This is a genomic window from Tunturiibacter lichenicola, assembly GCF_051013355.1.
Classification (GTDB): Bacteria; Acidobacteriota; Terriglobia; order Terriglobales; family Acidobacteriaceae; genus Edaphobacter; species Edaphobacter lichenicola_F.
Genome location: NZ_CP132944.1, coordinates 2,550,215 through 2,574,456, shown reverse-complemented (window position 1 = coordinate 2,574,456; position 24,242 = coordinate 2,550,215). Strand labels below are relative to the sequence as shown.

The window sequence follows — 24,242 nt, the reverse complement described above, 5'->3', positions numbered from 1 at the left end:
CGAGTTCCTTTTCCCATGATGAGACAAAGAGTGGCAGTGGCCGGCATCAGCATCGCCGGTCTGGTGGTCGTAGCAATCTCCTCCGTCGGCCAAAAAGCAGTAGCAGCAACAAAGACCCCCGAGCCCGCACCTGCAGTCGTCCTGCTCGACACGATGGAATCCGAACTGCATCGCGCTATGGACTCCCTCGGCAACAACGCAACAGACGCAACCCAGCAGCCCAAACCGTACTTCCTCAGCTACGCCGTCTCCGACAGCGACAGCATAGGTATGTCTGCGCAGTTCGGTGCCATTAACGGCTCGCGCGAAAACCATCGCCGCATCGCCGACGTTCAGGTTCGCATCGGCGCCGCCGCCGAAGACAACACGCACGGTGACCATCGCAACAGCGCCCTCACCACCATCCCGCTGCCACTCACCAACGACACCGAAGCCATCTCTCGCACTCTCTGGTTCGCCACCAACCGCGGCTACGGCAAAGCGCTCGACGGCTATCTCAAAGTCAAAACCGAGCAGCAGGTACGCGCTAAAGAAGAAGACGCCTCCGCAGACTTCTCCGCCGAAGCTCCCGCCAAAGAGATCCTCCCTCCATCGCCCGCACTCGTTGTAGACACCAACGCCTGGCAGACGCGCATCCGCGATCTCTCCGGCATCTTCAAGCAATATCCCGACGTCTTCTTCAACAATGTCACCCTCGAAGCCTCCACGGAAACCGATTACTTCGTCTCTTCAGAAGGCGCCAAAGTCGCCACACCCAGCCACGTCGCACGCCTGGTCATCGTAGCCCGCACCCGCGCAGCCGACGGCATGGACCTCTTCCGCGCCGAGACCTTCGAAGCCGACGAAGTCGCTCACCTCCCCGATCAAAAAACTCTTGCCGATAAAACCGTCGCCATGGCCAAAAACCTCGTAGCCCTGCGCGAGGCTCCAGTCACAGAACCCTTCAACGGCCCAGCAATCCTCAGCGGTCGCGCCTCTGCCGTCTTCTTTCACGAAGTCCTCGGTCACCGCCTCGAAGGCCAGCGCCAGCGCGGTGACGACGAAGGTCAAACCTTCACCAAACTCCTTGGCAAGCAAATCCTCCCGCCTTTTCTCAGCGTCTCCGACGATCCGACCCTCGCCGAATTCAACGGTACCCCACTCAGTGGCCACTACAGCTTCGACGACGAAGGTCAACCCGCACGCCGCGTCGACCTCATTAAAGACGGCATCCTCGACACCTTCCTCATGTCGCGTCTTCCCATCGCCAGCTTCTCGACCTCGAACGGCCACGGCCGCGCCGAGATCGGTCACATGCCCACCGGCCGCCAAGGCAATCTCATCGTCACTTCGTCGAAGACCGTCAGCGACACCGAACTCCGCGAGATGCTGAAGGCCGAAGCAAAAAAACAAGGGAAGCCCTACGGCCTCTACTTCGAAGACATCTCCTCCGGCTTCGCTGTCACCACGCGCCGCTCCCCACAGGCCTTCCAGGTCATCCCGCTCGTCGTCTATCGCGTCTACGTCGATGGCCGTCCCGACGAACTTGTTCGTGGCGTCAGCATCGTAGGAACCCCGCAAGCTGCGCTCAACCGCATCCTCGCCACCGACAACAAGCAAGACATCTTCAACGGCATCTGCGGAGCCGAATCCGGCAGCATCCCAGTAAGCGCCGTCGCCCCCGCCATGCTGGTCAGCGAAATCGAAACCCAGCGCCAGGCACAAGGTACGGCACGCCCACCCATTCTCCCGCCTCCCGGCGCAGACACCACCCCAGCCAACGGCAAGGGAGGCCAATAATGAATTTGATCTTAAAAAAGTTACAAATAAGCAGCAGCCTCCTACCTGCAGCTCTGTTATCCGCAACTCTGATTAGCACAAACTTAGTTACAAATACGCTCTTTGCGGAGTCACCCACTCCAATAAACGATCCACTCCTCCGCGCCATGCGAACCGAACTCGACCGCGAGAAGACCCTCCTGCTCCCAGGCATGCAGAAACCCTACTTCGTCGAGTACCGCCTTGACGACCTCACCAGCTATGAGGCCGTCGCCAACTACGGCGCGCTTACGCGAGAAGAAGAGAACCACCAGCGCATCGTCCGCGTCACCGTCCGCATAGGCGACTACGCAGCCGACAGCAGCAGCAGCCGCGGCGATGGCACCCTTGAGCTAGCCCCCACCGACGACAACCCCGAAGCCCTGCGTTACGCCCTCTGGATCGCAACCGACACCGCTTACAAAAACGCCCTCCGCGCCTACTCCGCCAAACAGGCCGCATTGAAGCAGTTCCAGTCCTCCCAGGCCCAACAGGATTTCGCTCAAGTCAAGCCAGTCGTCCAGGTGTCGCCTCTCGTCACCCTCGACCTCGACCGCAGCGAATGGAAGCGACGCATCGTTGAAGCCAGCGGCCTCTTCGCATCCGACCCGCAGGTTCGTCCCTTCGCCGAGCACGTCCAATACTCCACCGCCAACATCCGGGCCATCGCGCTCAACCGGTATCTCGTCAACACCGAAGGCACCACCGTCCGTCAGGGATACACCGGCTACGACGGAGCGATCAGCGTCGGCGGCCAGGCAGCCGACGGCATGCGTCTTAGCCGTGACAACGGCACCGTTGCCGCGACCGCAAAAGAACTCCAAAGCGCCTCCGCCTTCCGCAAGCGCACCCTCGAAGATCTCAAGAGCTTCGAGGAGCTCCGCAATGCCCCCGTAGTCTCAGCCGACGATTACCACGGCCCCGTCCTCTTCAGCGGAGACGCCTCCGACGACGTCCTCAACCGCCTCTTCGTTCCTAACATCGAGGCCGACCGCCCCGAGATGGGCACCACCGCCCGCACCACCGGCGCATACTCCTCCAGCTACAAATCCCGCGTACTGCCCGAGATGCTCAGCGTCACCGACGACCCGCTGCAAACAAAGTTCGACGGCAAGACTCTCCTCGGCGCCTACACCATCGACGACGAAGGCGTTCCTGCACAGTCAGTCGACATCGTCGTCAATGGCAAACTCGAAAACTTCCTCATCGGCCGCGAACCAGTAAAAGATTTCTCCAGTTCGAACGGCCACGGCCGCGCCGCCGCAGCACAGCCACCGCACTCGCGCGCCGGCGTCATCCTCGTCAAAGCCAGCCATCCCCTCTCGAGCAACGAGCTCAACAAGCGCCTTCTCACCATGGCCAAAGAGCAAGGCCGCGATGTTTACGCTGTCGAAACCCTCGGCGGCGAACTCCTCCCGCGCCTGCTCTACCTCGTCCACCCCGATGGCACCCGCCAGCTCGTTCGCGGAGCCGTCTTCGACGAGCTCGACAACCGCAGCCTCCGCTCCGACATCGTCGCCGTCGGCAACGACCCCTATGTCTCCAACTCCCTCGGCCCCGTCCCCCAGACCACCATCGCGCCCAGCATGCTCTTCGACGACATCGGCGTAAAACGCGCCACCCTCGAACAGCAAAAGCTCCCCTACTACGCGCCTCCCGCGTTATCAGGAAAATAAAATCACACAGACTCTAAAATAAGAGTCCAGGAAAACACGATGCATCTCGACCCACGCATCATTCGCGGCATCGCAATCGGCCTCGCCATTCTGCTCCTCTACGGCAGCCGGCTAACGAAAGGTTCAGTAAGCCAAACTCCGGACGGCCTTGCCTTCCGCATCAAGCCACTCTTCGCATGGTCACGCGCCATCGCCTTACCGGCTTACGTTCTCTTCTTCATCTACATCACCACCGCGCAGAAACAGCCCGTCCCGTGGTGGATGGGTCTTCTCTTCATTTCAGCGATCGCTCTCGGGGTCATGCAAATGCCCGGGACCATCACACTGACACCCACAGCGGTCACACAGCGCTTCTGGTTCCAACCCTCGAAGACCATCCAGTACAACGAGGTCACGTCGATCCAGGCCATGCAGGGCGGACGCATGACAAGCGTCCTTGGCGACAACCGTGTGAAGATCACCCACACATCAAACCACTCCGCCGCCACTGAATTTCAACAAGAGCTCGAGCGCCGCACCGGCAAGCGGATCATCGTCTAACCAAGCGGCCTGAGCCCTTGTTAACGCCTGCGGTTGCATCTGCATTGGCGTTGCACTTGCGGTTGCCTGTCTTTTTTGTTGTCATCCCGCAGGGATCTACTGTTCGGATCCGTATCACTCGAGTCGCCGCCAGCGCTCTCGCTAGTCCGTCCGAATTAAATAAGGCTGAGCCGCAGGATCCTTTGGATGAATGCTATCCGCGACCTCAGTAGCATGACCTTTATCCGGCACCTTCGGGCTGATCCTCACCCAATGCCCAGTCGGTCCAGGAAACTCAATCACCTTCGCAGTCGAGTACCGCCGAATCATCTCTTCCTTCAACTTCACCGCATCTGACTCATGCGCGAACGCCCCCACCTGCACACACCAGTGCCCACCCGGATCGGCATTCGCCCGCGCTGGCGGAGCAAACGCTTCCACCCTCACCTTCGCCACTCCAGCGCGATACACTCCCGTAGCCTTCGCAGCCGCCAGAGACAGATCAATGATGCGGCCGTGCACAAACGGCCCACGATCCGTAATCTTCACCACAACCGATTCATTGTTAGCCAGATTCGTCACCCGCACCATCGTCCCCATCGGCAACGTCAGATGCGCAGCGGTCATCGCATTCTGGTCGTACACCGTTCCATCGGCGCCCTTGCGCCCGGCATACGGTGGCCCATACCAACTAGCCATCCCCACCTCACTTGAAACCGGCTTACCAAAACTATTTGGCACTATAGCGGGAGCAGGCGGAGGAACAGCAGCCGCCTTCGCACTGGCTGTGTCCCCCGTCGTATTCGGCCGCGAACTCTTGCCATGATTCGGAGCTGTCTTCGAAGCCGAACGAGACGATCCAGACGCAGGTGGCGGCGGAGGCCGATACGCTCGCGTCGTCTCTTTGTGACAGCCGCCCACCGTCAGCGCACACGCCGACAGCACTGCCGCGGACACAAGCCGCGACCGCATCACGGCTTTGGCGCATCCTTCGGTTGCGGCGGAGGTGCGCCTGACGACCGTCTCGCATGATCGTCCATCCGCGTCGCCAGCTTATGCAGCTCAGCAGCAGCGGTACGCAGAGCGTCCGAGCCATTGCGCCGAACATCCGGCACCACCTCATCGTTGATGTACTTCACAACGTTCTTCAGATCAGCTTCCAGATGCGTCGCAGCATCGCGCAACTGCTGCTCCCACGGTCGTTTCGGCTCTTCGGTCGCCATACGCGCACCTCTCTCATTTGATTAGATGACGCAGAAAACGCAAGGTCAACGTTCATCGCGAGCGATTGTGTGAACGTGCCGATGTGGTAACCATGCCCCAGATCAGGTCAAATCAGCACCTGGACAACTTGCGGCCAGCTTCACGCGTCCGTTATATATAACGGCATCGCGGAAAAAACCCCGCCCAGCAACTCGTACATACAGTTCGAGCCGGGGAAATCCTACATTCTCAAAGGGAGTTATTTTTGACAATTGCACGAGCACGACTGACTTTAAGAAAGCTCCTACATGCAAATCAAATATTAGCCATCATCGCCCTCCTCGCATCGACAAGTCTCTCTGTACAGGCACAAACGGAGCCCCGGCCGATTGCGACGACAAACGCCATGCTCTCTCTTCCCGATGCTCCCGACAACTCAAACAGCATCCCTTCCATCGGCGAATCGAGTAGTTCCACCGAAGCAACAGACAGTGCCGCAAAAGAAGGGAGGAGCGCAGCCTTTGACGCAACCGCGGTGAGACGCAGGATCCTAGCCACTCGCAGCGATATCACCATATACCCCGGACAAACCGCCCCACCCCTCTCCGCGCACGACAAAGAGGTGATGGGATTCAAGCAGAGCTTCACCTTATTCTCCCTCATCGGATGGACCACCTCCGCCGGCTACACGCATCTCGTCAACGGCAGTCCCAACTACGGTACCGACAGCGGTGCGTTCGGAGAGCGCCTCGGTGCCGCCGCCCTGCGCAACACCAGCCAGAACATCTTCGGCAACGTCGTCTTCGCTCCCCTCTTTCATGAAGACCCGCGCTACTACAAGATGGGTAAAGGCCACAGCTTCTTCAAACGAGTCGTATACTCCGCCACTCGCGCCGTCGTCACCCGCGCAGACGACGGACACGCCACACCCAACTACTCCCTCATCTCCGGCCGCGTCTTTGGAGCCGCACTCACCAACGCATACTACCCTCAAACCAATCGCGGATTCACCCAGACACTAGAGACCTTCGGCACCTCGATGGGCGGCGCCGCGACCGGCTTTGTCGTAACTGAGTTTCTCGACGAGGCACTCGAGATCGTTCACCTCAAAAAGCCCGAGTAGACCCTCCGCTACGTCTTATGAAAGCAGGCTGCGAGGAGCCATTCGTATGCGTTGGTTGCTGATCTTGGTCTTGCTGCTAGCTGCCATCACAACAGCAGCGCAAACATCGGCACCCACAAGCATGAAGATCGCGTCCGCCCCCGCTGACTCAGCTTCAGGCGACCCCCCGGACGATCTCCCAGACGCTCCCAGCGCCGTCTCTCCAAACCGGCAAAGCGTCGTCGTCGCAGCCGAAGCCTCCTTCAAAAGCACCGGCAGCGGAGCCAGGCCCTGCAACGCCTTCCGCGCGACAAAGGTCGTCTACTACGATCCGAATAAAGTCGGCGTGGTTCCTGAACCCTGCTTCGAGCTGATCTATCCCTACCAGAAGTTCCTCACCACAAACATCGTGATCCCCCTCACCTGGCAGGAAAAAGGCTACGCTGCGCTTCATAACCTTGCCGACCCTGAAAACTTCGGCACCATCGTCGGCATCTCCGCCATCTCGGTCGCAGCCGACTCCCACTCCGCTTACGGGCCCGGATTGAAAGGATTCGGTAAATCCGTCGGAGTCAGCTATCTGCAGGACACCACCGCCCAGTTCTTCGGCGTCTTCGCCATCCCCGTCCTCGTCCACCAGGATCCGCGTTATCTTCGCATGCCTCACGCTCCACTCACCAGGCGCATCATCTACTCCGTCTCCCGCACCGTCATCGCCCGCCACGACGACGGCTCCCCAATGCCGAACTACGCCACGCTATCCAACTACCCCATCGGCGCCGTCCTGGCCAATCAGTACGTGCCCGGCATCGACAGCAGCGCCTCATCGACCGTCGAACGCATCTTCACCGGTTACGCCCTCGACCCAGTCAATAATCTGCTCACCGAGTTCCTGCCCGACGTCGCCAGCCGCGTCCACATACGTATCATCTTCGTCCAGAGAATCCTGAACAACATTGCAAGCAGCAACAACGCCGTGACCGTGCCATAAAAAATCGAGGAAAAACCCGCCCCATCCACCGCTCACCGTCGCCATTCAATGCAGATTCTCGCCGTTCGATAACACAAGCTTCGATATGGCCCCCAGGCTGCGTACTCTTAAGAGGTGAATCGAACAGGATCGTCACCGCATCTGCTACCAAAGAAGACACATATCTTGAAATGCATGCGTACCTCCGGAGCTACCCAGCATCCGATCAGCAGGATGAAAAACGACCCTTAGTAGATAAAATAAAAAAATACCCCCGACGACAGTCAGACATTAGATGGACACTCAGGAGACAAAGTAAATGCCGAAGGCCAAAATTGCCGAAAAAGCTCTCACGTACGGAGCAAAAGCAGGTTGGGCAGTATTCAACAAGCTGAACTCATTCAGCCCCAACGCCAGCTTCACCCCAAAGTGGAGCGACAAGCCTCTCCTCAAGAGCTACCAAAAGGAAAAGCCGCCCCTCGGCTGGCCTCGCACGACTGACTCTCTCTGCCCCAGGTGCATCCCCGAGATCCGTCAGCAGATCGTCGACGGCAAGCTCCCCCACGAGATCCTTCTCAACGAGAAGGTCGGCGAGATCAAGGCCCAGATCATTGAGCGCAACGGCGAGATCCTCATGGTCAAGGACTGCCCCATCCACGGCCACTTTGAAGACCTGATGTCCATCGACACCGCCTTCTTCAAGCACCTCGAAGAGGTCTTCCCCGGCCGCGACATCCGCGCGCACAACGACGAGAAGCTCCATAACCACGGCACCTCCACCGTCACCCACGGCCGCGGCTCCGTTCTCACCATCGACCTCACCAATCGCTGCAACATGATGTGCGACCCCTGCTTCATGGACGCCAATCAGGTCGGCTTCGTCCACGAACTCACCTGGGACGAGATCAAGACCATGCTCGACAACGCGGTCACCATCAAGCCCCGTCGTCAGATGTCGGTTCAGTTCTCCGGCGGCGAGCCCACGCTCTCCCCGTACTTCCTCGACGCCGTCTCCTACGCCCGCAAGGTCGGTTACACCTCCGTTCAGGCCGCAACCAACGGCATCGAGTTCGCCAAGTCGAAGGAGTTCGCAAAGGCTGCTGCTGAAGCTGGCCTCCGCTACGCCTACCTGCAGTTCGACGGTATCGGCAACGCAGCCAACTCGCACCGCAAGGTCGGTAACTCGTTCGACGTGAAGCTCCAGGCTATCCATAACCTGCACGAGGCTGGCGTCGACATCGTGCCGGTTACCGCCATCATCAACGGTATCAACAACGAGCAGGTGGGCCGCATCATCGAGTTCGCGCTCGACAACCCGAAGAAGATCAACTTCCTCTCCTTCCAGCCGGTCAGCTTCACTGGCCGCGACGAAGACATCTCCGACGAGCGCCGCAAGGCTCAGCGCTACACGCTGTCGCACCTCGCGCACGATGTAAAGAACCAGACGGGCCTCGGCGAGCCGACCCGCGACTGGTTCCCCATCTCGTTCATGTCCACCTTCTCCGACTGGGCCGACCTCGTCCACGGACCAGACCGCGACTGGGGCCAGCTATCCTGCGGTTGCCACCCGAACTGCGGTATCTCGATGGCCCTGATGATCGACAAGGAGACCAAGGAAGCAGTTCCCGTCACCGCCTTCATCAATGCAGACCGCCTCGCCAAGGACGTCGCCCGCATCAACGACGCCGCCCGCGGCAAGTGGCTCTCCATCATCGGCGTCACCCTCGCACTTCTCCGCAACTACAAGCCCGAGGCCGCACCGACCCACTTCAAGATCAAGGACCTCCTGCAGAAGTTCGACAAGAGCTTCGGCGCGACAGGCCGCAGCTACGGCAAGGTCACTGCAGACCGCACCATGGCCGACATCGAGAAGCGTCGCTCCGACCGTTGGAACTTCCTCTTCATCGCCGGCATGTGGTTCCAGGACCTCTTCAACTACGACTTCCGCCGCACCGAGCAGTGCATCATCCCCTACGCCACACAAGAGGGTGAGATCAGTTTCTGCGCGTACAACACCGGCGTAGGCTGGCGCAACATCATCGAGAAGATGCACATGACCTCCACCCTCACCAAGTGGTACGAGGAGCATGGCCGTCACGAGATCTTCGCCGGCGGTAAGAAGGTCGGTCTCGAGAAGGAAGCGAAGTACGACCTCGTCCTCAACGATGAGCACGTCAACGCCGCCGCCAACGATACCTTCGACAAGTCCGGCATCGCGAAGAACTCCCGCGAAGAAAAGATCCGCGCACGCGATGCGAAGATCAAGCAGGACGCCGAAAACGCCAAGATGGCCAAGCTCTACCGCAAGGAAGTGCTCGGCGAGCAGGAGCAGCCCGGCTTCATCTCCATCGGCGAAATCAAAGCCGCCCCAGCCCCAATCGCCAAAGTAGAAGAGACCGTCTCCGGCGACTAATCACCGCATGCAGGACGCGTGGCTCCACGCCAAACAGCAAGAAACACAAAGGCCGCCAGCAATGGCGGTCTTTGCATTTGGGGCTATCTCTGACGATACTTGAAATATCAAATCGCATTTCGAGAAATCAATGTTTTCTATTCCCATTTAGGCGATATCTGATGATCCGTATCCCGGCCCGGAGAGGCGACTGATGGCTATGCTTTGGTTCTACTGTGATGAGAGCTACGATTCACCACAACATAGGCCACACAACTACTGTGTTGCGGGTCTTCTCGGGGAGGAGAGGACATTCAAAAAACTGGAAGATAATTGGACAGGTATAAACACAAGGTGTGGGGTCTCCAGATTTCATGCAGCCCCGCTGAACGCGCGGGATGGAGAATACGCGGGTTGGGATAGGGGCCAGCAGCAGCAGTACTCAAAGAGGCTTTTAAAGGCATTCCAGAAACGCGGAGGCAATCTTCAGGTAACAAGTATGGGTATCCATGCAGATGCCTATCGGCAGTTGTTCTCTCTTCAAGCTCAGGAACGGTTCGGACATCCATACATAGCTTGCTTCAAGATGTGCATAGCAATGCTTGCCTCATACATGCGTAAGCTGCCCAGTGAATACCAGCTGTCCGTTATTTTTGAGCGAAACGAACTGTCAGCAGACATCGTGAAGGCCTTTTATCTTTTGAAGGACCTAGATGTAGATATAGGATCGCGATTAGCGACGTGCATTCCTGGGCAATGGGATAAAAATGTTTCATTGCAGCCAGCCGACTTGGTGGCGTACGAATCTATGCGGCTCATCAAAGACAAACGCACTGGTACTGACATGCGTTGGGCATTCAAACAGCTACTCGGCGTGAGTGGTTTTATGGGCTACTACCTTGACGCGAATACTCTGAAATACATGGCTCCCCTCGCGGAACAAGCGACATGCTTACCGGGAGGATGGCTGCCAGTTTCGCCTCAATTTGACCCAGATTACATGGAAGGCGACACATGGGAAGATATCGAGAGAAAAAGATAACAGGCGGCAGACGCTGATAACCGCATCGCACCTTCATCGCGCTTTTGCGATGAGTGGGCATCGCGCGAAGGCACGCCCTTCTCGCCACCAACCCCGTGCACTCAAAACTCAACCAACTCCACACCCAGCCGCTCAAAAAATGCTTCCGGCTCAACATCGCCTACCCCATGTCATGCGCTAGAGACTGTCTCGACGACCGCTCGCGACCACCCGTCGCATCGACACATTCAACCCTTCGTCCTCACCTCAAACCGGGTTGACCTCAAGCTCTGTCTCCGTATGGCCGCTCGTCGCCACGCCCGCACTCGGTGACAGCCCCAGGCTATCCACCACTGGTCCCAGCGCCAGCACCGCCATCACCAGAATGGCAACATGAAAATCGCGCAGCTGCGGCGTCACGGCAGAGTGTCCATGCGCATGCGCCACCATCCGCAGCGTGATCGCCCCCACCGCCACCCCCAGCCCCATGCTGAGCTGCATGATGGCGCTCAAAAATCCATTCGCGCGGCTCATTCTCCTCGCCGGAATCTCCGTGTACGCCAGCGTCGTCATGCAGGTGAACTCCATGGACCGGCACGCCCCATGAAAGAACAAAATCGCCACAATCAGCATGGGCGGCGTTGCCGGCGTCAGCGTCGCGCATAACATCATCGAGCCCACCGTAATCACTCCATTCACCAGCAAAATCTGCCGGAACCCGAACCGGCGAAGCGCCTGAATCACAAACGCCTTCATGCTCAAGTCGCCCGCAAACAACGCCAGCAAATAAAGCCCTGACCGAAACGCATTCAGCCCAAATGCAATCTGGAACATTAGCGGAAGCAGAAACGGAAGCACCGATACCGCAATGCGAAACGCGCTCGCCCCATACACCGAAAGCGAGTACGTCTTCAGCCGCAGCGATTCGAAGTCGATCAGCGAGATCGACGGCCTTCGCCTGCCAACCATCACCGCCACCGTACCGCTCAACAGGCTCAGCACCAGAATCGTCGCAGGCAGCTGCCATCCCCCACCTTCGCCGCCCAGCTTCTCCATCGCATAGACCACGCCCACCGAAGCGAACCCTCCCAGCACGAACGTCAGCCAGTCAAATGGATGCCGCTCGTCCGTCCGCACATTCTCAATCCAAAGCAACGCCAGCGTCAGGGCCACGACACCCAGCGGCAGATTCAGAAAGAAGATCCAATGCCAGCTCGCATACGTCGTGATAAAACCACCCAGCGCCGGCCCAAGCACCAACGCGGTCAGCCCCGGCCATGTTATATACGCGATCGCCTGCGTCAACTCCTCCTTCGGCGTATTACGCAGCACAATCAGCCGGCCCACCGGCACCATCATTGCGCCGCCTATTCCCTGAACAATCCGCATCAGCGTGAACTGGGTCAGCGTCCGCGAACCCCCGCAAAACAGCGACGCCAGCGTGAAGATTGCAATCGCCGACGCAAACACCGAACGCGAACCATACCGATCTGCTACCCACCCGCTGATCGGAATGAACACCGCCAGCGTCAGCAGATACGCCGTCATCCCGATGTTCAGATTCACCGCACCCACATGGAAGCTGCGCGCCATCTGCGGCAGCGCCGTGGCGATAATCGTCCCGTCCAGGTTCTCCATGAAAAATGCGCCCGCAATCAACGTGGTGACATACAGCGAACGACTCTTCCTCATCCCTCTATTTTACGAAAACTCGCAACACCCTACGATCACCCCGCGTCGTCACCTCTTCTTCTGTTCCGCCCTCGTCCAACTCCGCTGCACCCCCCGCGCTCTGCTCTTCATCGCCACCGTCCCCTCGCGCAGGTACCTCTCCACCATCTCCTCGGCCTCATCCCGCAGCGAATCCTCGTGCAGCGACATCAGCCCCATCCCTTCCACCGCCGAGCACCTTACGACGTTGCTCTCATCCTCTGCCAGCAGAGACATCGTCCGGGCCGCCCTTAGCCGCTGCAACCGAGTACACGCCACCCGAGGCACAACCAATCCAAGGTGCCACCGCGTCCGAGACTCCTCCACCGGCAGCGTCTCCAGCAATCCAGCAAGTTCATCGGCGTAGGGCCCCAGCAACGTACAATCCACCTCCGTAATTCGTCGCGCCACATCCGCCGCACGCTTCCTTACCTCAACATCCTCCCCAAACAACTCCCGCACCAGCGCTCGAACTGCGACCTTATCCCCACCAATCTCCTCCGCGACCGCCCGAGCCAACGGCAAACCCCACTTCGCCCCTCTCAATTGCCGCCGCAAAGACTCCATGCGGCGAAGTATAGCCAAACCCACCACGCCAAAACAAAGAGGCCCCGGAAACCGGAGCCGCTTACAACACTCAATCAATCGAAACCTCTAATCCAAAGCTACTCGCCCGCAACAGTTCCCGAGTGAGCACTATGAACCCGCCTGCTCGGCTTTCGCGGCGCCGCGCCAAACGCCCACTCCCGCACCGGCCCTACATCCACATGCACAAACTGGGACACCGGATAATATCCAACCCCACCTGCATGCAGCGAAAGCGCCGTATTCCTCACCTGCGCCGTAGAAACCCCGGGAATGCGAAGGTCGATCGCATGCCCTTCCATGTGCTGACTATGCTCAGCCACCCCGGTCTTCACCGATCCATGCCGCAGCGCCGCATTCGTCTCGGGCGTCCGATACCCGCAGACCACTTGGATGACTCCACTGGCCCGGCCCAGCCGCGACATCAGCGCATGCAGAACATCGAACTCCTTCGGCTCATAGTGCACCACATCCTGCGTGTAGTGATCCCGCAAAAAGTAATTCAACTTCTCCAGTGCCTCAGGCACATACGTGTCGCCAACCCGATACACCACATCCAGACTCTCGCCCGTGTGCAGATTCGTCATCCGCAGCGAGTAAGCCTTTCCATCTTCCGGCAACTCACTCGATGCCGTACCCGAGGAAGCCTCATCCGGCATCACCCCCGGCACAACCTCTTCGCCCGAGATCACAGCATGCGTGTTGACCGAGCTATGCAGCCCAGCATGCGACTTTGTTCTTGCCGTCTTGGCCCAGGAAAAACCCGTTACCCCAAAAACCAATATCGTCGCAACTGCAGCTCCGGCGACACATCTCCCACGCAAAATTTGCATGCCAACTCCCAAAGTCTTGGATAGGAATGCGAAGCTCAAATAAGATTCGCCATTCTTCATTTCCTTCTTCAAGTCTATCTAACTCATCACAAATCACCTATATCGCTTGTGTAACTTTAGTGTCATATAAGGATCAACAAACGGGCCATCCAACGCCAAACAAGCCTTCCTCATAAACCCTTTCGTTGCAACAACGTTTTACGCCTTACTCGCGTTCGTAACCCTGTCATATACAAGCTTTGCCGCAGCAACATCTTCAATCGCAATCCCAACCGACTTAAACACCACTGGCCGATCCCTCCTGTCCAGCACGCCTCCCAGCAGCAGCTCACCGATCTCCGCAGTCACATGAGCATTCGCCAGCAAGATATCCCCCGGCTCCCGCATCCCAGCCTCCCGAGACTCCACGACAACAGCACCCCGCATCGCCTCGTCATCAAGCTCCCTGCGATCCGGCGTCACCGCACCAACGGCGCACACCATTGCATCGTTCTTCAGCCATCGCCCAAACAAAACCGGCTCCGGCGAACTCGTCAGCGTCAGCACCACATCCGCGCCCGACACCGCCTCCTCCGCCGTCGTTACCCGCCCTCCAACCTCCTCGGCAAACCTCCGGGCATTGCCCTCCGACCGACTCCAAACCCGAATCTCCTCAAACTTCCGCACTCCCGACAGCGCCCGTACGTGCGATCGAGCCTGCACACCGCTCCCAAGAATCCCCAGCACCTTCGCGTCTGGTCGCGCCAGCATATCAACCGCGACCGCCGACACCGACGCCGTCCTCATCTCCGTGATCAGCCGCCCATCCAGCATCGCCAGCGGCTCGCCCGTATCTGCGCGAAACAGCTGAATCATCGCCAGATGCGTATGCTTCCCCTTATCGACATTCTTCGGATAAAACGTGACCATCTTCGCACCCATCACGTCCCCATACACTGCCGGCATCACCGCAAACCAACCGGTATATTGAGCCACGGACATCACCGTCCGCAGCGGCTGCACCACCCGTCCAGCGGAAAAATCCACTAGCGCCACCCGCATCGCAGGAATCAACTCGTCGTAGGAGAGCGCCGCCCTCACCTGTTCTTCACGAATAAAGAGCAACTGGTCGTCAGACATAGTCCTTCAATTATCAATCGCACCAAGCGCCCTCGCGTATGGCACCCTAGTAGATATGCAGCTCGACCCCATCCAGCTCCGCGTCCTCGGCTCCCTCATCGAAAAAGAGATCACCACCCCCGAGAACTATCCCCTCTCCCTCAACGCTCTCGTCAACGCCTGCAACCAGCGCTCCAGCCGCGACCCCGTCCTCGAGCTCACCGAAGAAGACGTCCGCCAGGCACTTCACGCCCTCGAAGACCTCGCCCTCGCAACCCCCGTCCGCGACGCCCGCGTCCCCAAGTACGAGCACCGTATCCGAACCGTCCTCAACCTCCGCCGCGACGAGACCGCCATCCTCTGCCTCCTCATGCTCCGCGGCCCCCAGACGCCCGGCGAACTTCGCGGCCGTGCCGACCGCCTCTTCACCTTCGACGACCTCGCCGCCGTCAACTCCACCCTGGAGCGCCTGGCCTCCCGTCCCCCATCCGACGAGACCACCCCCGAAAACACCGGCCCACTCACCGTCATCCTCCCCCGCCAGCCCGGCTCACGCGAAGCCCGCTACGCCCACCTCCTCGGCGGCCCGCCCGACCTCTCCGCCACCGGCCCAGACCGAAGCCCCGGCCAAACTGAAGCACCCGGCTCGAGCACCTCCCGAGTCGCCCAACTCGAAGCCGAAGTCGCCACTCTCTCAGCCGCACTCCAGTCACTGCAATCCCGCGTCGACCGCCTCGAGTCACACATCGAAGCACCTGTGTCTGGCGACGATTCCTCTGTAAGATGAAGCTTCACCAAAAGCTGTGAGCCATGGCCGACTCTCTCATCGACAAATCGCCTGCCATCCTCAATCGACGCGCACAGTTCCGTCGTGAGATCGACGCTGAGAACGACCACCTGGCACGTCTCATCGCGCAGCTACCCGAAGCCGTCCTCTGCTGCAACACCAACTGGACCGTCACCTACGCCAACGCCGAAGCCGTCCGCATCAGCCGCCTCCAACCCTCCGACATCAACACCAAGACCCACTGGCAACTCTTCCCCGAAACAGTCGGCACCGACCTTGAGCGCACCTATCGCAACGTCATGCAGACTCGCGTTGCCCAGCACATCGAGCACTTCTACGCTCCCTTCGACATCTGGATCGACGTCCACATCATCCCATCCGACGAAGGTGTCGCTCTCTACTATCGCGACGTCACCGACCGCAAGCGCGCCCAGTCTCTCCGCGACTCCGCCGTCCGTCAGCTCCAACAAATCTTCGACGTCTTCCCCGACTCCATCGTCTGCATCGATCGTCAGTGGAACTGCACCTTCGCCAACCGCGCCGCGCTCGCCATCCTCAAAACCGACACCCTCATCGGCGAAAATCTCTGGAAGCGCTTTCCCTCCAACCAGCAGGAGCCCTTCCTCTCCAACTATCGCACCACCATGGAGCGGCGCACCCCCACCGAGTTCGAGGCCTACTACCCCGAGCCGCTCGACATCTGGTTCAAAGTCTCCGTCCGCCCCTACGAAGACGGCATCATCATCTTCTCCAGCGACATCACCGACCGCAAAGGTGCCGAGCTCCTCCGCGACGCCTCTGCCCGCCAGCTCCGCCAGGTCCTCGAGACCACCAACGACGCTGTCGTCAGCCTCAACCACGACTGGAACTTTACCTTCCTCAATCGCCGCGCCAAAGAGCTCCTCGGACCCAAGGGCGAGCTCCTCGGAAAGAATCTCTGGAAGGAGTTTCCCGGCTCTGCGCTACCCGACAGCCCCTTCCGCTACAACTACCACCGGGCAATGGAGCAAGGCATTCCGGGCGAGTTTGAAGCCTTCTCCCGAGATCCCATCAACCTTTGGCTCGCCATTCAGTGCCGCCCCTACGACGGCGGCATAGTGGTCTTCTTCCGCGACATCACCGCCCGTCGCGAGGCCGACCTGATCCTCCATAAGCAGCAGGAGCTCCTCGCCTCCGTTCAGAAAACCGCACTTACCGCCACCTGGGACATCGATTACGCCACCGGCAAAGCCACCTACGGCACCGGCTCCTATCCCGTATTCGGTCATCCCTTCTCTGAGGTAGCCGACTACCGCGCCTTCAAGAAGATCGTTCTGCCCGAGCACCTTCCTCTCATCGCCGCCGCAATTCAAACCGCTGCCGAAAGTGACCACATGGTCGTGCAGGACTTCCAGGTCCTCGCCGCGGATGGTCGTATCCTCTGGTTAGAGAGTCGCGGTCAAGCCGTCCTTGTCGACGGCAAGCCAACCCGCTTCCGCGGCCTCACCATCGACATCACCGATCGCAAAAAGAACGAAGAGGCCCTCGTCGCCAGCGAGGCCCGTTACCGCGTCCTCGCCGACCTCAACCCTCAGGCCATCTGGATGGGAACCCCCGACGGCAGCATCACCTACGCCAACCAGCGCTTTCTCGACTACAGCGGCCTCACCATTGAAGGTCTCACCGGTCACAACTGGCTCAACGCCTTCCATCAAGACGACCAGCAGCGCGTCCTCGAAGCCTGGACACACTCTGTCGCCACTGGCGACGACTACGATCTCGAAGCTCGCCTCGTTCGTGCCAAAGACGGCCAGCCTCGATGGTGGTGGGTCCGCGCCCAGGTCGTCCCCGACGACTCCGGCAAGATCCTCAACTGGCTCGGCGTCGCCATCGACATCGACGACCGCAAGACCTTCGCCGAGACCCTCCAAAAACGCCAGGAAGAGACCGAACGCCAGCGCGCCGAACTTGAATCCATCTATCAGACCGCACCCGTCGGCCTCGCCCTCTTCAACGCCTCCGACCTTCGCTACATCCGCATCAACGACCGTCAGGTCGAGATCATCGGCCTCCCCCGAGAGAAGATCCTCGGCCGAGTCATCACCGACGTCGTCTCCCTCCCTGGCCTCAAAGAGCTCCTGCAAACAGCAGCTGCGGGTCATCCCGTCCGCAACCAGCTTCTCCAGGGCGAACTTCCCGGCAGACCCGGCGAGAAACGATCCTTCAACGTCAGCTACTCCCCCGTCTTCAACGCCGACCACACCGTCGAAGCGATCGCCGCCGTAGTCCTCGAGATTACCAACCAGAAGAAGGCCGAAGCCGCTCTCATCCAGAGCGAGAAACTCGCCGCCGTCGGTCGCCTCGCCAGCTCCATCTCACACGAGATCAACAACCCACTCGAGGCCATCACCAACCTCCTCTATCTCATCGGCCTCTCGTCCGACCTGCCCGAGATCTCCCGCCAATACCTCCACACCGCACAGTCTGAGCTATCCCGCGTCTGCCAGATCGCCACCCAGACCCTCCGCTTCCACCGTCAGGCCGTCCGCGCCACCCGCGTCACCGCATCCGACCTCGTCGACGCCGTCCTTCTTCTCTATCAAGGCCGCCTCGCCAACTCGCACATCCAGGTCGACGCCCGCTACGACACCGACACCACCATCCTCTGCTTCGAAAACGACATCCGTCAGGTCCTCAACAACCTCATCGCCAATGCCATCGACGCCATGCGCTCCGGCGGTCGTCTCATCGTTCGCGCCCACGACGCCACCGACTACTCCCCCGAGTACCTTCAACCCCGGCCCGGCATTCGCATCACCATCGCCGACACCGGCCACGGCATGTCCCCCGCCGTAAAGTCGCGCCTCTTCGAGCCCTTCTACACCACCAAAGACCTCAACGGCACCGGCCTCGGCCTCTGGATCTCCTCCGGAATCGTCAGCCGCCATCAAGGCCGCCTCACCTACCGCAGCACAGACGACCCCGTCCGTCACGGTACCATCTTCTCCCTCTTCCTCCCTCGGGCAGAAGTAGTCCTACCCACCACCAGCTAGCCAAGATTTTTCACCGTCGTCTCTCTGGTTTGAATGCGTCGTTCGAAGCCACTCTGGCGAGATCGCTTACCAAAAACCGGCTGTTCGTTGGCAAGCCCGCTATGCAAACCGCGATCTGAACGATATCGTTTCCTTACGAATCGACTTCATAAGCAAGAACGGACACGATGATCCCAGCCACCACCTCTCAGAGCGCGCCGCGTCGTTCACTATCCCGGGTCACAACGATCTCAGCGGCCATCGTCATCTTCCTCTTCTTTATCTGCTGCGTTCATATAGCAAAGAGTGACTCCGTGAGCTGGGATGAGTCACAACATCTCTACTCAGGATGGCTCGCGTGGGAGCATGGAGACTTTGGTTATAACCCTGAGGTCCCCCCATTGATAAAGATGTGGGACGCAATTCCGCTCTTGCATCGCGACATCAAACAGCCTGCATTTACGGGCGCTCCCTTCAAGAACGAGGGCTTCGTACTGGGGCAGCGCTTCCTTGCTGCTAACGGAATCGATCGTACCTTGATTCCCGCCCGCATCATGGCTTCGCTGCTTACCGTTCTGCTCGCCACGCTGCTCTTCTTCTGCGCACGGGAGATGTTCGGCGACAAACCGGCCCTCTTCGCTCTACTGCTCTTTTGTCTGGATCCGAACTTCATCGCTCACGGCTCCTACGTGACAACAGATATCGGGGCTTCGTTCACGATGCTTGCCGCTGTCTATGCGTTCTACAGATACGTAAAACGTCCTACGGTAGGCAGACTCATCACGGTTGGGCTCGCCGTCGGACTAGCGATGACGGCCAAGTTTACGGGTGTGTTTATTGTTCCGATATTGTGCCTGATTGCGGCAATCAACTACTGGCTGACAAAGGATGAAGCAGCGAGCAGCGAATCTGCTTCACTCCGGCAGGTGATCACCACGCTTGCAGTCGCTTTAGTGATCGGAGTGGGATGCATCTGGGCGATATATCACTTCCGCTATGCGGCCCGCCCTGTCCCTCTGCAGTTGAACCCAACGAGCGAACAGTATCTGCAGAGCCTCACTTCGCCGGTGACTCGTCATGTACTGACGACAGTCAGCACACTTCACCTGTTGCCTGAGGCCTATATCTACGGGTTGGCCGACACCAAGATCTCAGCAGCCGATATCCCAAGCTACTTCTTCGGACGAGACTACTCGGGCGCTTCGCGTTGGTATTTCCCGGGCGCCTTTATCATCAAGAGCACTCTGCCGTTCCTGATTCTATTCGCGCTGACGATCGTTGTCGTACTGCGTGGGCATTGGCGAATGCGACGCGAGATCGTCTTTCTGACCATTCCTCCGATCTTTATATTCCTGCTCTCAACATCGTCAGATCTCGGCATCGGATACAGGCATCTGTTCCCGATGTTCCCGCTGCTTTACATTCTGATCGCGGGATGCGCAGCGCACCTCGTCTCCAGAAATCCAAAATTTACCTATGCTTTTATCGTCCTACTACTCGGGCAGTTCGCCACAACAGTGTTTGCACGTCCCGGACTGATGGCCTACGCGAATGAGGCCTGGGGAGGACCTTCAAAGACGCACCTTTACCTCGCCGACTCGAACGTGGACTGGGGCCAGCAGCTCAAATCCGTCAAATATTATCTGGACACGCACCCCTCTCAGCCCTGCTACTTTGCCTATTCCGCACAAGGTCCTGTCGACTTCAGAGACTATGGAATCAACTGTCATGTCCTGCCGACAGCCGTAACATTCTGGACGGGACTCGATAGCATGCGCTTCGGTGATGACCCAAAGATATCGGGCACGCTCTTAATAAGCGATGGCGAGTTGTCCGGTGTAGACACACCCGGCAGGGAAAACCCGTATGCTCCATTTGCATCGGTTCAGCCCGCAGCGACCATTGACCGAGGAGTATACGTCTATCAAGGACAATTCACACTTGGGCCGGTCGCTGCACTCGAGCATATCAACGCAGCGGAAGACTTTGCAAAGCAACACAAAGTCGAAGATACGATCCGCGAAGCGCGAACCGCAGTGAGCCTCGACCCCAACAATCCTACTGCCCACATGATCCTCGGCGATGCATTGGCTGCAACAGGTGACGCAGCGGCAGCCCAATCAGAGTATGCCGCCGCCCTCCAGTCGTCGGAACTCGATCCTGTCTTCCAAAAGAGCCTGATCGGCGAGCTTCACGCAAAGACGAAACACTAAAAGACGAAACACTAAAAGACGGAATACTAAATGACGGAATACGCAAAGGCCGAACACTAGAGCAGAATGCGCATTGGTGTAAAGCTCTGTTCTTTTTTGTTGTCATTCCGCAGCGAAGCGGAGGAATCTGCTGTTGTCGTTGCAGCTGCTTTTGCCTTTTTTGTTGTCATTCCGCAGCGAAGCGGAGGAATCTGCTGTATTGCGTACCAATACACTAGGAACATCGCTCAGAACCGCTCATCGTTAAGCAAGAGTTGAGCACACGAGTGCCTCATCGCCAAGGCACGCGTCGTGCAGTTGAAAATCGGCCAGATGGGCGAAGAACACCGTCCCGCAAGCAATCCAAGCAATTGTTCAAAGACCGAAGTATTATGTCTCCGGAGAGCATTTCACACCTCACCTGCGTCCAAACGCCCACGGAGACTCATCCATGCTGCAGTCCGCCACCCGCATCCTCCTTGCTCTACTCCTCGCAACACCCGCCCTCGCACAAACCAACACCACCCTCCTCGTCAACGTCGACCACCGCACCGCCACCTCTCTCGACGGCGACTGGCACACCATCGTCGACCCCTACGCCACCGGCCTCTACACCTTCCACCAGGAGATCCGCAAAGACGGCTTCTTCATGAACGCCACCCCAAACCCCGCCGGCCCGCCCCTCGACTACAACTTCGCCACCGCCCCAACGCTCAAGGTCCCCGGCGACTGGAACACCCAGCGCCCCGACCTCTTCTACTACGAGGGCGTCGTCTGGTATCAGAAGGACTTCACCTACGCACCTAAGCCCAACACCCGCACCTTCCTCCACATCGGTGCCGCCAACTACCGCACCTTCGTCTGGGTCAACACCGTCAAAGTCTGCGAGCACGAAGGCGGCTTCACTCCCTTCGACTGCGACATCACCTCCGCCCTCAAAGACGGCAAAAACTTCGTCGTCCTCTCCGTCGACAACACCCGCATCGCCGACGGCGTCCCCACCCTCCAGACCGATTGGTGGAACTACGGCGGCCTCACCCGCGACGTCTCCCTCGTCGAAACCCCAACTCAATTCATCGATGACTACGACCTCCATCTCAGCCGCACCGACCACGGCCTGATCGAAGGCTACGTCCACGTCGAAGGCGCCGCCGCAGGCACGCAAGTCACCGTCGCCATCCCCGACCTCAAAGCCACCACCACCGCCACCGTCGACGCCGATTCCCGCGCCGCCATCAGTCTCCCCGTCAAATCCCTCACCCTCTGGTCCCCCGACACCCCGCGCCTCTACAAAGTCGAACTCTCCTCAGGCGCCGACAAACTCACCGACGAGATGGGCTTCCGCACCATCGAAGTCCGCGGCAACCAGATCCTCCTCAACGGCCAGCCCATCTTCCTCCGCGGCATCTCCGTCCACGCCGAAGCTCCCTTCCGCACCGGCCGCGCCTACTCCGAAAAAGACGTCGACACCCTCCTCGGCTGGGCCAAAGAACTCGGTTGCAACTTCGTCCGCCTCGCCCACTACCCCCACGACCAGCGCATGACCCGCGCCGCCGACCGCCTCGGCGTCCTCGTCTGGTCCGAGATCCCCGACTACTGGGCGCTCCAGTTCGACAACCCCGCCGTCCTCGCCAAATCAAAACAGCAACTCACCGAGATGATACGCCGCGACCGCGACAAAGCCTCCGTCATCCTCTGGTCCGTCGCCAACGAGACACCCAACAACCCCGCCCGCACCAAGTACCTCACCACCATGGCCGACCTCTCCCGCCAACTCGATCCCACCCGTCTCGTCACCGCCGCCCTCCTCGTCCGCACCGAGAAGTCCCCAACCGGCACAACCAAAATCGTCGACGACCCACTCGGCAACGCACTCGACGTCATCGGCACCAACGAGTACATCGGCTGGTACGAGCAAGGCCTCACCGGCCCCGACACCACCACCTGGGACATCCACTACGACAAGCCCCTCATCATGTCCGAGTGGGGTGGCGGAGCCCGAGCCGGTCGCCACGCACCCGCAGGCACCACGCCCGCGCAGTTCACCGAGGAGTATCAGGCCGAGCTCTACAAGCATCAGATCGCGATGCTCAACAAGATCCCTCAGCTCCGCGGCACCACACCCTGGCTGTTGATGGACTTCCGCTCCCCACGCCGCCTCAACCCCGGCATCCAGGACAACTTCAACCGCAAGGGCCTCCTCTCCGACCAGGGTCAAAAGAAGCAAGCCTTCTTCATCCTGCAAAAAGCCTACAAAGACAAAACCCTAGGCAAAGCCGAATAACCATTCCTATCTAAAAACCAAGACTGATACACGATAAACGCGCTTGTCGCCCACGTGGTGACAAGCGCGTTTCTGGGGATGTATCGGCTAATTTCGGAGCTATACCTATAAGTTGGGTGTCTCTTCACCTGAGTTCCAGTGTCTTGTGCGCTGGAAGCGACCAAGGCTGTATGTCACCGCTCAAATCAAGCACGTCGCTCGGCGCAATGCCGCACAAACGTTGAAAGTCTCGTACCATGTGCATCTGATCGAAGTACCCAAACTCGTGGGCAATGCTTAACCACGTACGCCTTGGGAAGCAACGCTTCGCGTCAAGCGCATGCTGGAAGCGCGTCGTTCGTGCGAAGCTCTTCGGAGTCAACCCAATCTCTTCCAGAAATCTGCGTTCGTATTGCCTCACACTGAGTCTCGCCTGGTCTGCGATCTCATCGATGCGGACCGCGCCCTTGCGGTCCAGCATGTAATGAGCGGTCCTTGCGATCAATGTGCGTCCACGCGCGCGAGAGACAAATGGCGTCAGGTACTGCTGGGCCGCAAGGACGCGCTCTTCGAAGGTCTCGCACTCGGCCAGCTTTGACCACATGTCCAGGACCTCTCGTCCTAGAAGGTCCTCTGCGTCGTAGTCCTTATTGAAAATAACGCTTGAGGGGATGCGAAAGAGCGGCCATAACGAAAGAGGCTTCAAGAAAATCGCGAATCCTACGACATGACCGGAAAAACTGACGCCTCCGCAAGGAGGCGTCAGCCCGCCGAAGACGTAAGTCTTTGGAGCAAGTCTGCTTCGACCATCCGGATAGTCAAGGACCGCCTGACCGTCGAAGTAAAAGGCTATCCCCTGCTGCAAGCTGGAGCTATTGGGCTGCGAGAACGCTGCGCCGCCGCAGTCCATCTCGCGCTGCGCAAACACCTCGATAAACTCGCTCAGCTCAGGTTGAGGCTTTGCTGTCTGGATCGTGCGCACGAGGTGCCCTCCTTCTCAGCGGGCCCGTGATCGACGAACGTCTTGAATAAAAGTATTTTAGGTCGTTTTCTGAACACCCCCATATAAAATGTCGCATTTTT

Annotated in this window: 18 protein-coding genes; 11 read left to right on the top strand and 7 right to left on the bottom strand. The window is 59.1% G+C overall.

Annotated features, from left to right (window positions below):
- The first annotated feature begins 15 nt into the window (after positions 1-15).
- Genes RBB82_RS11010 through RBB82_RS11000 form a run of 3 tightly spaced genes read left to right on the top strand, consistent with a single transcriptional unit; the run spans position 16 to position 4,013 of the window.
- Positions 16-1,779, top strand: a complete 1,764-nt coding sequence (locus RBB82_RS11010) for a TldD/PmbA family protein (protein ID WP_433975177.1) — start codon at positions 16-18, stop codon at positions 1,777-1,779.
- Entirely contained in the window at positions 1,779-3,473 is a 1,695-nt protein-coding gene (locus RBB82_RS11005; protein WP_433975176.1) for a metallopeptidase TldD-related protein, read from the top strand. Before RBB82_RS11010 ends, RBB82_RS11005 begins: the two co-directional genes overlap by 1 nt.
- Before the next feature lie 39 nt (positions 3,474-3,512).
- Positions 3,513-4,013 (top strand): hypothetical protein, encoded by a 501-nt coding sequence (locus RBB82_RS11000; protein ID WP_433975175.1) that lies wholly within the window; start codon positions 3,513-3,515, stop codon positions 4,011-4,013.
- Positions 4,014-4,154: 141 nt separating this feature from the next.
- Here the strand turns inward: RBB82_RS11000 and RBB82_RS10995 are convergent, their stop codons facing one another.
- Both RBB82_RS10995 and RBB82_RS10990 read right to left on the bottom strand, forming a co-directional pair.
- On the bottom strand, positions 4,155-4,964 hold the full coding sequence (locus RBB82_RS10995; protein WP_433975365.1) for a septal ring lytic transglycosylase RlpA family protein: 810 nt from the start codon (positions 4,962-4,964) through the stop codon (positions 4,155-4,157).
- Positions 4,964-5,215, bottom strand: a complete 252-nt coding sequence (locus RBB82_RS10990) for a hypothetical protein (protein WP_433975174.1) — start codon at positions 5,213-5,215, stop codon at positions 4,964-4,966. Before RBB82_RS10990 ends, RBB82_RS10995 begins: the two co-directional genes overlap by 1 nt.
- A gap of 386 nt (positions 5,216-5,601) precedes the next feature.
- On the opposite strand from RBB82_RS10990, the gene RBB82_RS10985 reads away from it, so the two are divergent.
- From RBB82_RS10985 to RBB82_RS10970, 4 genes are all read left to right on the top strand, one after another.
- The gene (locus tag RBB82_RS10985) at positions 5,602-6,318 is read left to right on the top strand and encodes a hypothetical protein (RefSeq protein ID WP_433975173.1); all 717 of its coding nucleotides are present in this window, start codon (positions 5,602-5,604) and stop codon (positions 6,316-6,318) included.
- 46 nt (positions 6,319-6,364) lie between these two features.
- Positions 6,365-7,288: a hypothetical protein gene (locus tag RBB82_RS10980; protein WP_433975172.1), complete on the top strand. Its 924-nt coding sequence runs from the start codon at positions 6,365-6,367 to the stop codon at positions 7,286-7,288.
- A gap of 298 nt (positions 7,289-7,586) precedes the next feature.
- Entirely contained in the window at positions 7,587-9,680 is a 2,094-nt protein-coding gene (locus RBB82_RS10975) for a radical SAM protein (protein ID WP_433975171.1), read from the top strand.
- A 193-nt stretch (positions 9,681-9,873) separates the two neighbouring features.
- Positions 9,874-10,701 (top strand): hypothetical protein, encoded by an 828-nt coding sequence (locus RBB82_RS10970; RefSeq protein ID WP_433975170.1) that lies wholly within the window; start codon positions 9,874-9,876, stop codon positions 10,699-10,701.
- A gap of 246 nt (positions 10,702-10,947) precedes the next feature.
- Here the strand turns inward: RBB82_RS10970 and RBB82_RS10965 are convergent, their stop codons facing one another.
- From RBB82_RS10965 to RBB82_RS10950, 4 genes are all read right to left on the bottom strand, one after another.
- Complete coding sequence (locus RBB82_RS10965) at positions 10,948-12,372, bottom strand: MFS transporter (protein ID WP_433975169.1); 1,425 nt, start codon at positions 12,370-12,372, stop codon at positions 10,948-10,950.
- Positions 12,373-12,420: 48 nt separating this feature from the next.
- Positions 12,421-12,948: a hypothetical protein gene (locus RBB82_RS10960; RefSeq protein WP_433975168.1), complete on the bottom strand. Its 528-nt coding sequence runs from the start codon at positions 12,946-12,948 to the stop codon at positions 12,421-12,423.
- Between the two features lie 107 nt (positions 12,949-13,055).
- Entirely contained in the window at positions 13,056-13,808 is a 753-nt protein-coding gene (locus RBB82_RS10955; protein WP_433975167.1) for a YcbK family protein, read from the bottom strand.
- 198 nt (positions 13,809-14,006) lie between these two features.
- Positions 14,007-14,927 (bottom strand): ornithine cyclodeaminase family protein, encoded by a 921-nt coding sequence (locus tag RBB82_RS10950; protein WP_433975166.1) that lies wholly within the window; start codon positions 14,925-14,927, stop codon positions 14,007-14,009.
- Positions 14,928-14,982: 55 nt separating this feature from the next.
- On the opposite strand from RBB82_RS10950, the gene RBB82_RS10945 reads away from it, so the two are divergent.
- The 4 genes from RBB82_RS10945 to RBB82_RS10930 all read left to right on the top strand — a co-directional run bounded on the left by RBB82_RS10945 (position 14,983) and on the right by RBB82_RS10930 (position 23,180).
- Positions 14,983-15,693 (top strand): YceH family protein, encoded by a 711-nt coding sequence (locus RBB82_RS10945; protein WP_433975165.1) that lies wholly within the window; start codon positions 14,983-14,985, stop codon positions 15,691-15,693.
- A 23-nt stretch (positions 15,694-15,716) separates the two neighbouring features.
- A complete protein-coding gene (locus RBB82_RS10940; RefSeq protein ID WP_433975164.1) occupies positions 15,717-18,725 on the top strand; it encodes a PAS domain-containing protein in 3,009 nt (1,002 codons plus the stop codon).
- Between the two features lie 167 nt (positions 18,726-18,892).
- Positions 18,893-20,917: an ArnT family glycosyltransferase gene (locus tag RBB82_RS10935; protein ID WP_433975163.1), complete on the top strand. Its 2,025-nt coding sequence runs from the start codon at positions 18,893-18,895 to the stop codon at positions 20,915-20,917.
- A gap of 430 nt (positions 20,918-21,347) precedes the next feature.
- Complete coding sequence (locus tag RBB82_RS10930) at positions 21,348-23,180, top strand: glycoside hydrolase family 2 protein (RefSeq protein WP_433975162.1); 1,833 nt, start codon at positions 21,348-21,350, stop codon at positions 23,178-23,180.
- A 124-nt stretch (positions 23,181-23,304) separates the two neighbouring features.
- Here the strand turns inward: RBB82_RS10930 and RBB82_RS10925 are convergent, their stop codons facing one another.
- On the bottom strand, positions 23,305-24,141 hold the full coding sequence (locus RBB82_RS10925) for a helix-turn-helix domain-containing protein (protein WP_433975161.1): 837 nt from the start codon (positions 24,139-24,141) through the stop codon (positions 23,305-23,307).
- Positions 24,142-24,242: the final 101 nt, after the last annotated feature.

Coding starts and splice junctions, on each gene's coding strand:
- RBB82_RS10935 (WP_433975163.1), top strand. CDS start 18,893: ATGATCCCAGCCACCACCTCTCAGAGCGCGCCGCGTCGTTCACTATCC.
- RBB82_RS10965 (WP_433975169.1), bottom strand. CDS start 12,372: ATGAGGAAGAGTCGTTCGCTGTATGTCACCACGTTGATTGCGGGCGCA.
- RBB82_RS10985 (WP_433975173.1), top strand. CDS start 5,602: ATGCTCTCTCTTCCCGATGCTCCCGACAACTCAAACAGCATCCCTTCC.
- RBB82_RS11000 (WP_433975175.1), top strand. CDS start 3,513: ATGCATCTCGACCCACGCATCATTCGCGGCATCGCAATCGGCCTCGCC.
- RBB82_RS10950 (WP_433975166.1), bottom strand. CDS start 14,927: ATGTCTGACGACCAGTTGCTCTTTATTCGTGAAGAACAGGTGAGGGCG.
- RBB82_RS10955 (WP_433975167.1), bottom strand. CDS start 13,808: ATGCAAATTTTGCGTGGGAGATGTGTCGCCGGAGCTGCAGTTGCGACG.
- RBB82_RS10945 (WP_433975165.1), top strand. CDS start 14,983: ATGCAGCTCGACCCCATCCAGCTCCGCGTCCTCGGCTCCCTCATCGAA.
- RBB82_RS10990 (WP_433975174.1), bottom strand. CDS start 5,215: ATGGCGACCGAAGAGCCGAAACGACCGTGGGAGCAGCAGTTGCGCGAT.
- RBB82_RS11010 (WP_433975177.1), top strand. CDS start 16: ATGATGAGACAAAGAGTGGCAGTGGCCGGCATCAGCATCGCCGGTCTG.
- RBB82_RS10970 (WP_433975170.1), top strand. CDS start 9,874: ATGGCTATGCTTTGGTTCTACTGTGATGAGAGCTACGATTCACCACAA.
- RBB82_RS11005 (WP_433975176.1), top strand. CDS start 1,779: ATGAATTTGATCTTAAAAAAGTTACAAATAAGCAGCAGCCTCCTACCT.
- RBB82_RS10975 (WP_433975171.1), top strand. CDS start 7,587: ATGCCGAAGGCCAAAATTGCCGAAAAAGCTCTCACGTACGGAGCAAAA.
- RBB82_RS10980 (WP_433975172.1), top strand. CDS start 6,365: ATGCGTTGGTTGCTGATCTTGGTCTTGCTGCTAGCTGCCATCACAACA.
- RBB82_RS10940 (WP_433975164.1), top strand. CDS start 15,717: ATGGCCGACTCTCTCATCGACAAATCGCCTGCCATCCTCAATCGACGC.
- RBB82_RS10995 (WP_433975365.1), bottom strand. CDS start 4,964: ATGCGGTCGCGGCTTGTGTCCGCGGCAGTGCTGTCGGCGTGTGCGCTG.
- RBB82_RS10930 (WP_433975162.1), top strand. CDS start 21,348: ATGCTGCAGTCCGCCACCCGCATCCTCCTTGCTCTACTCCTCGCAACA.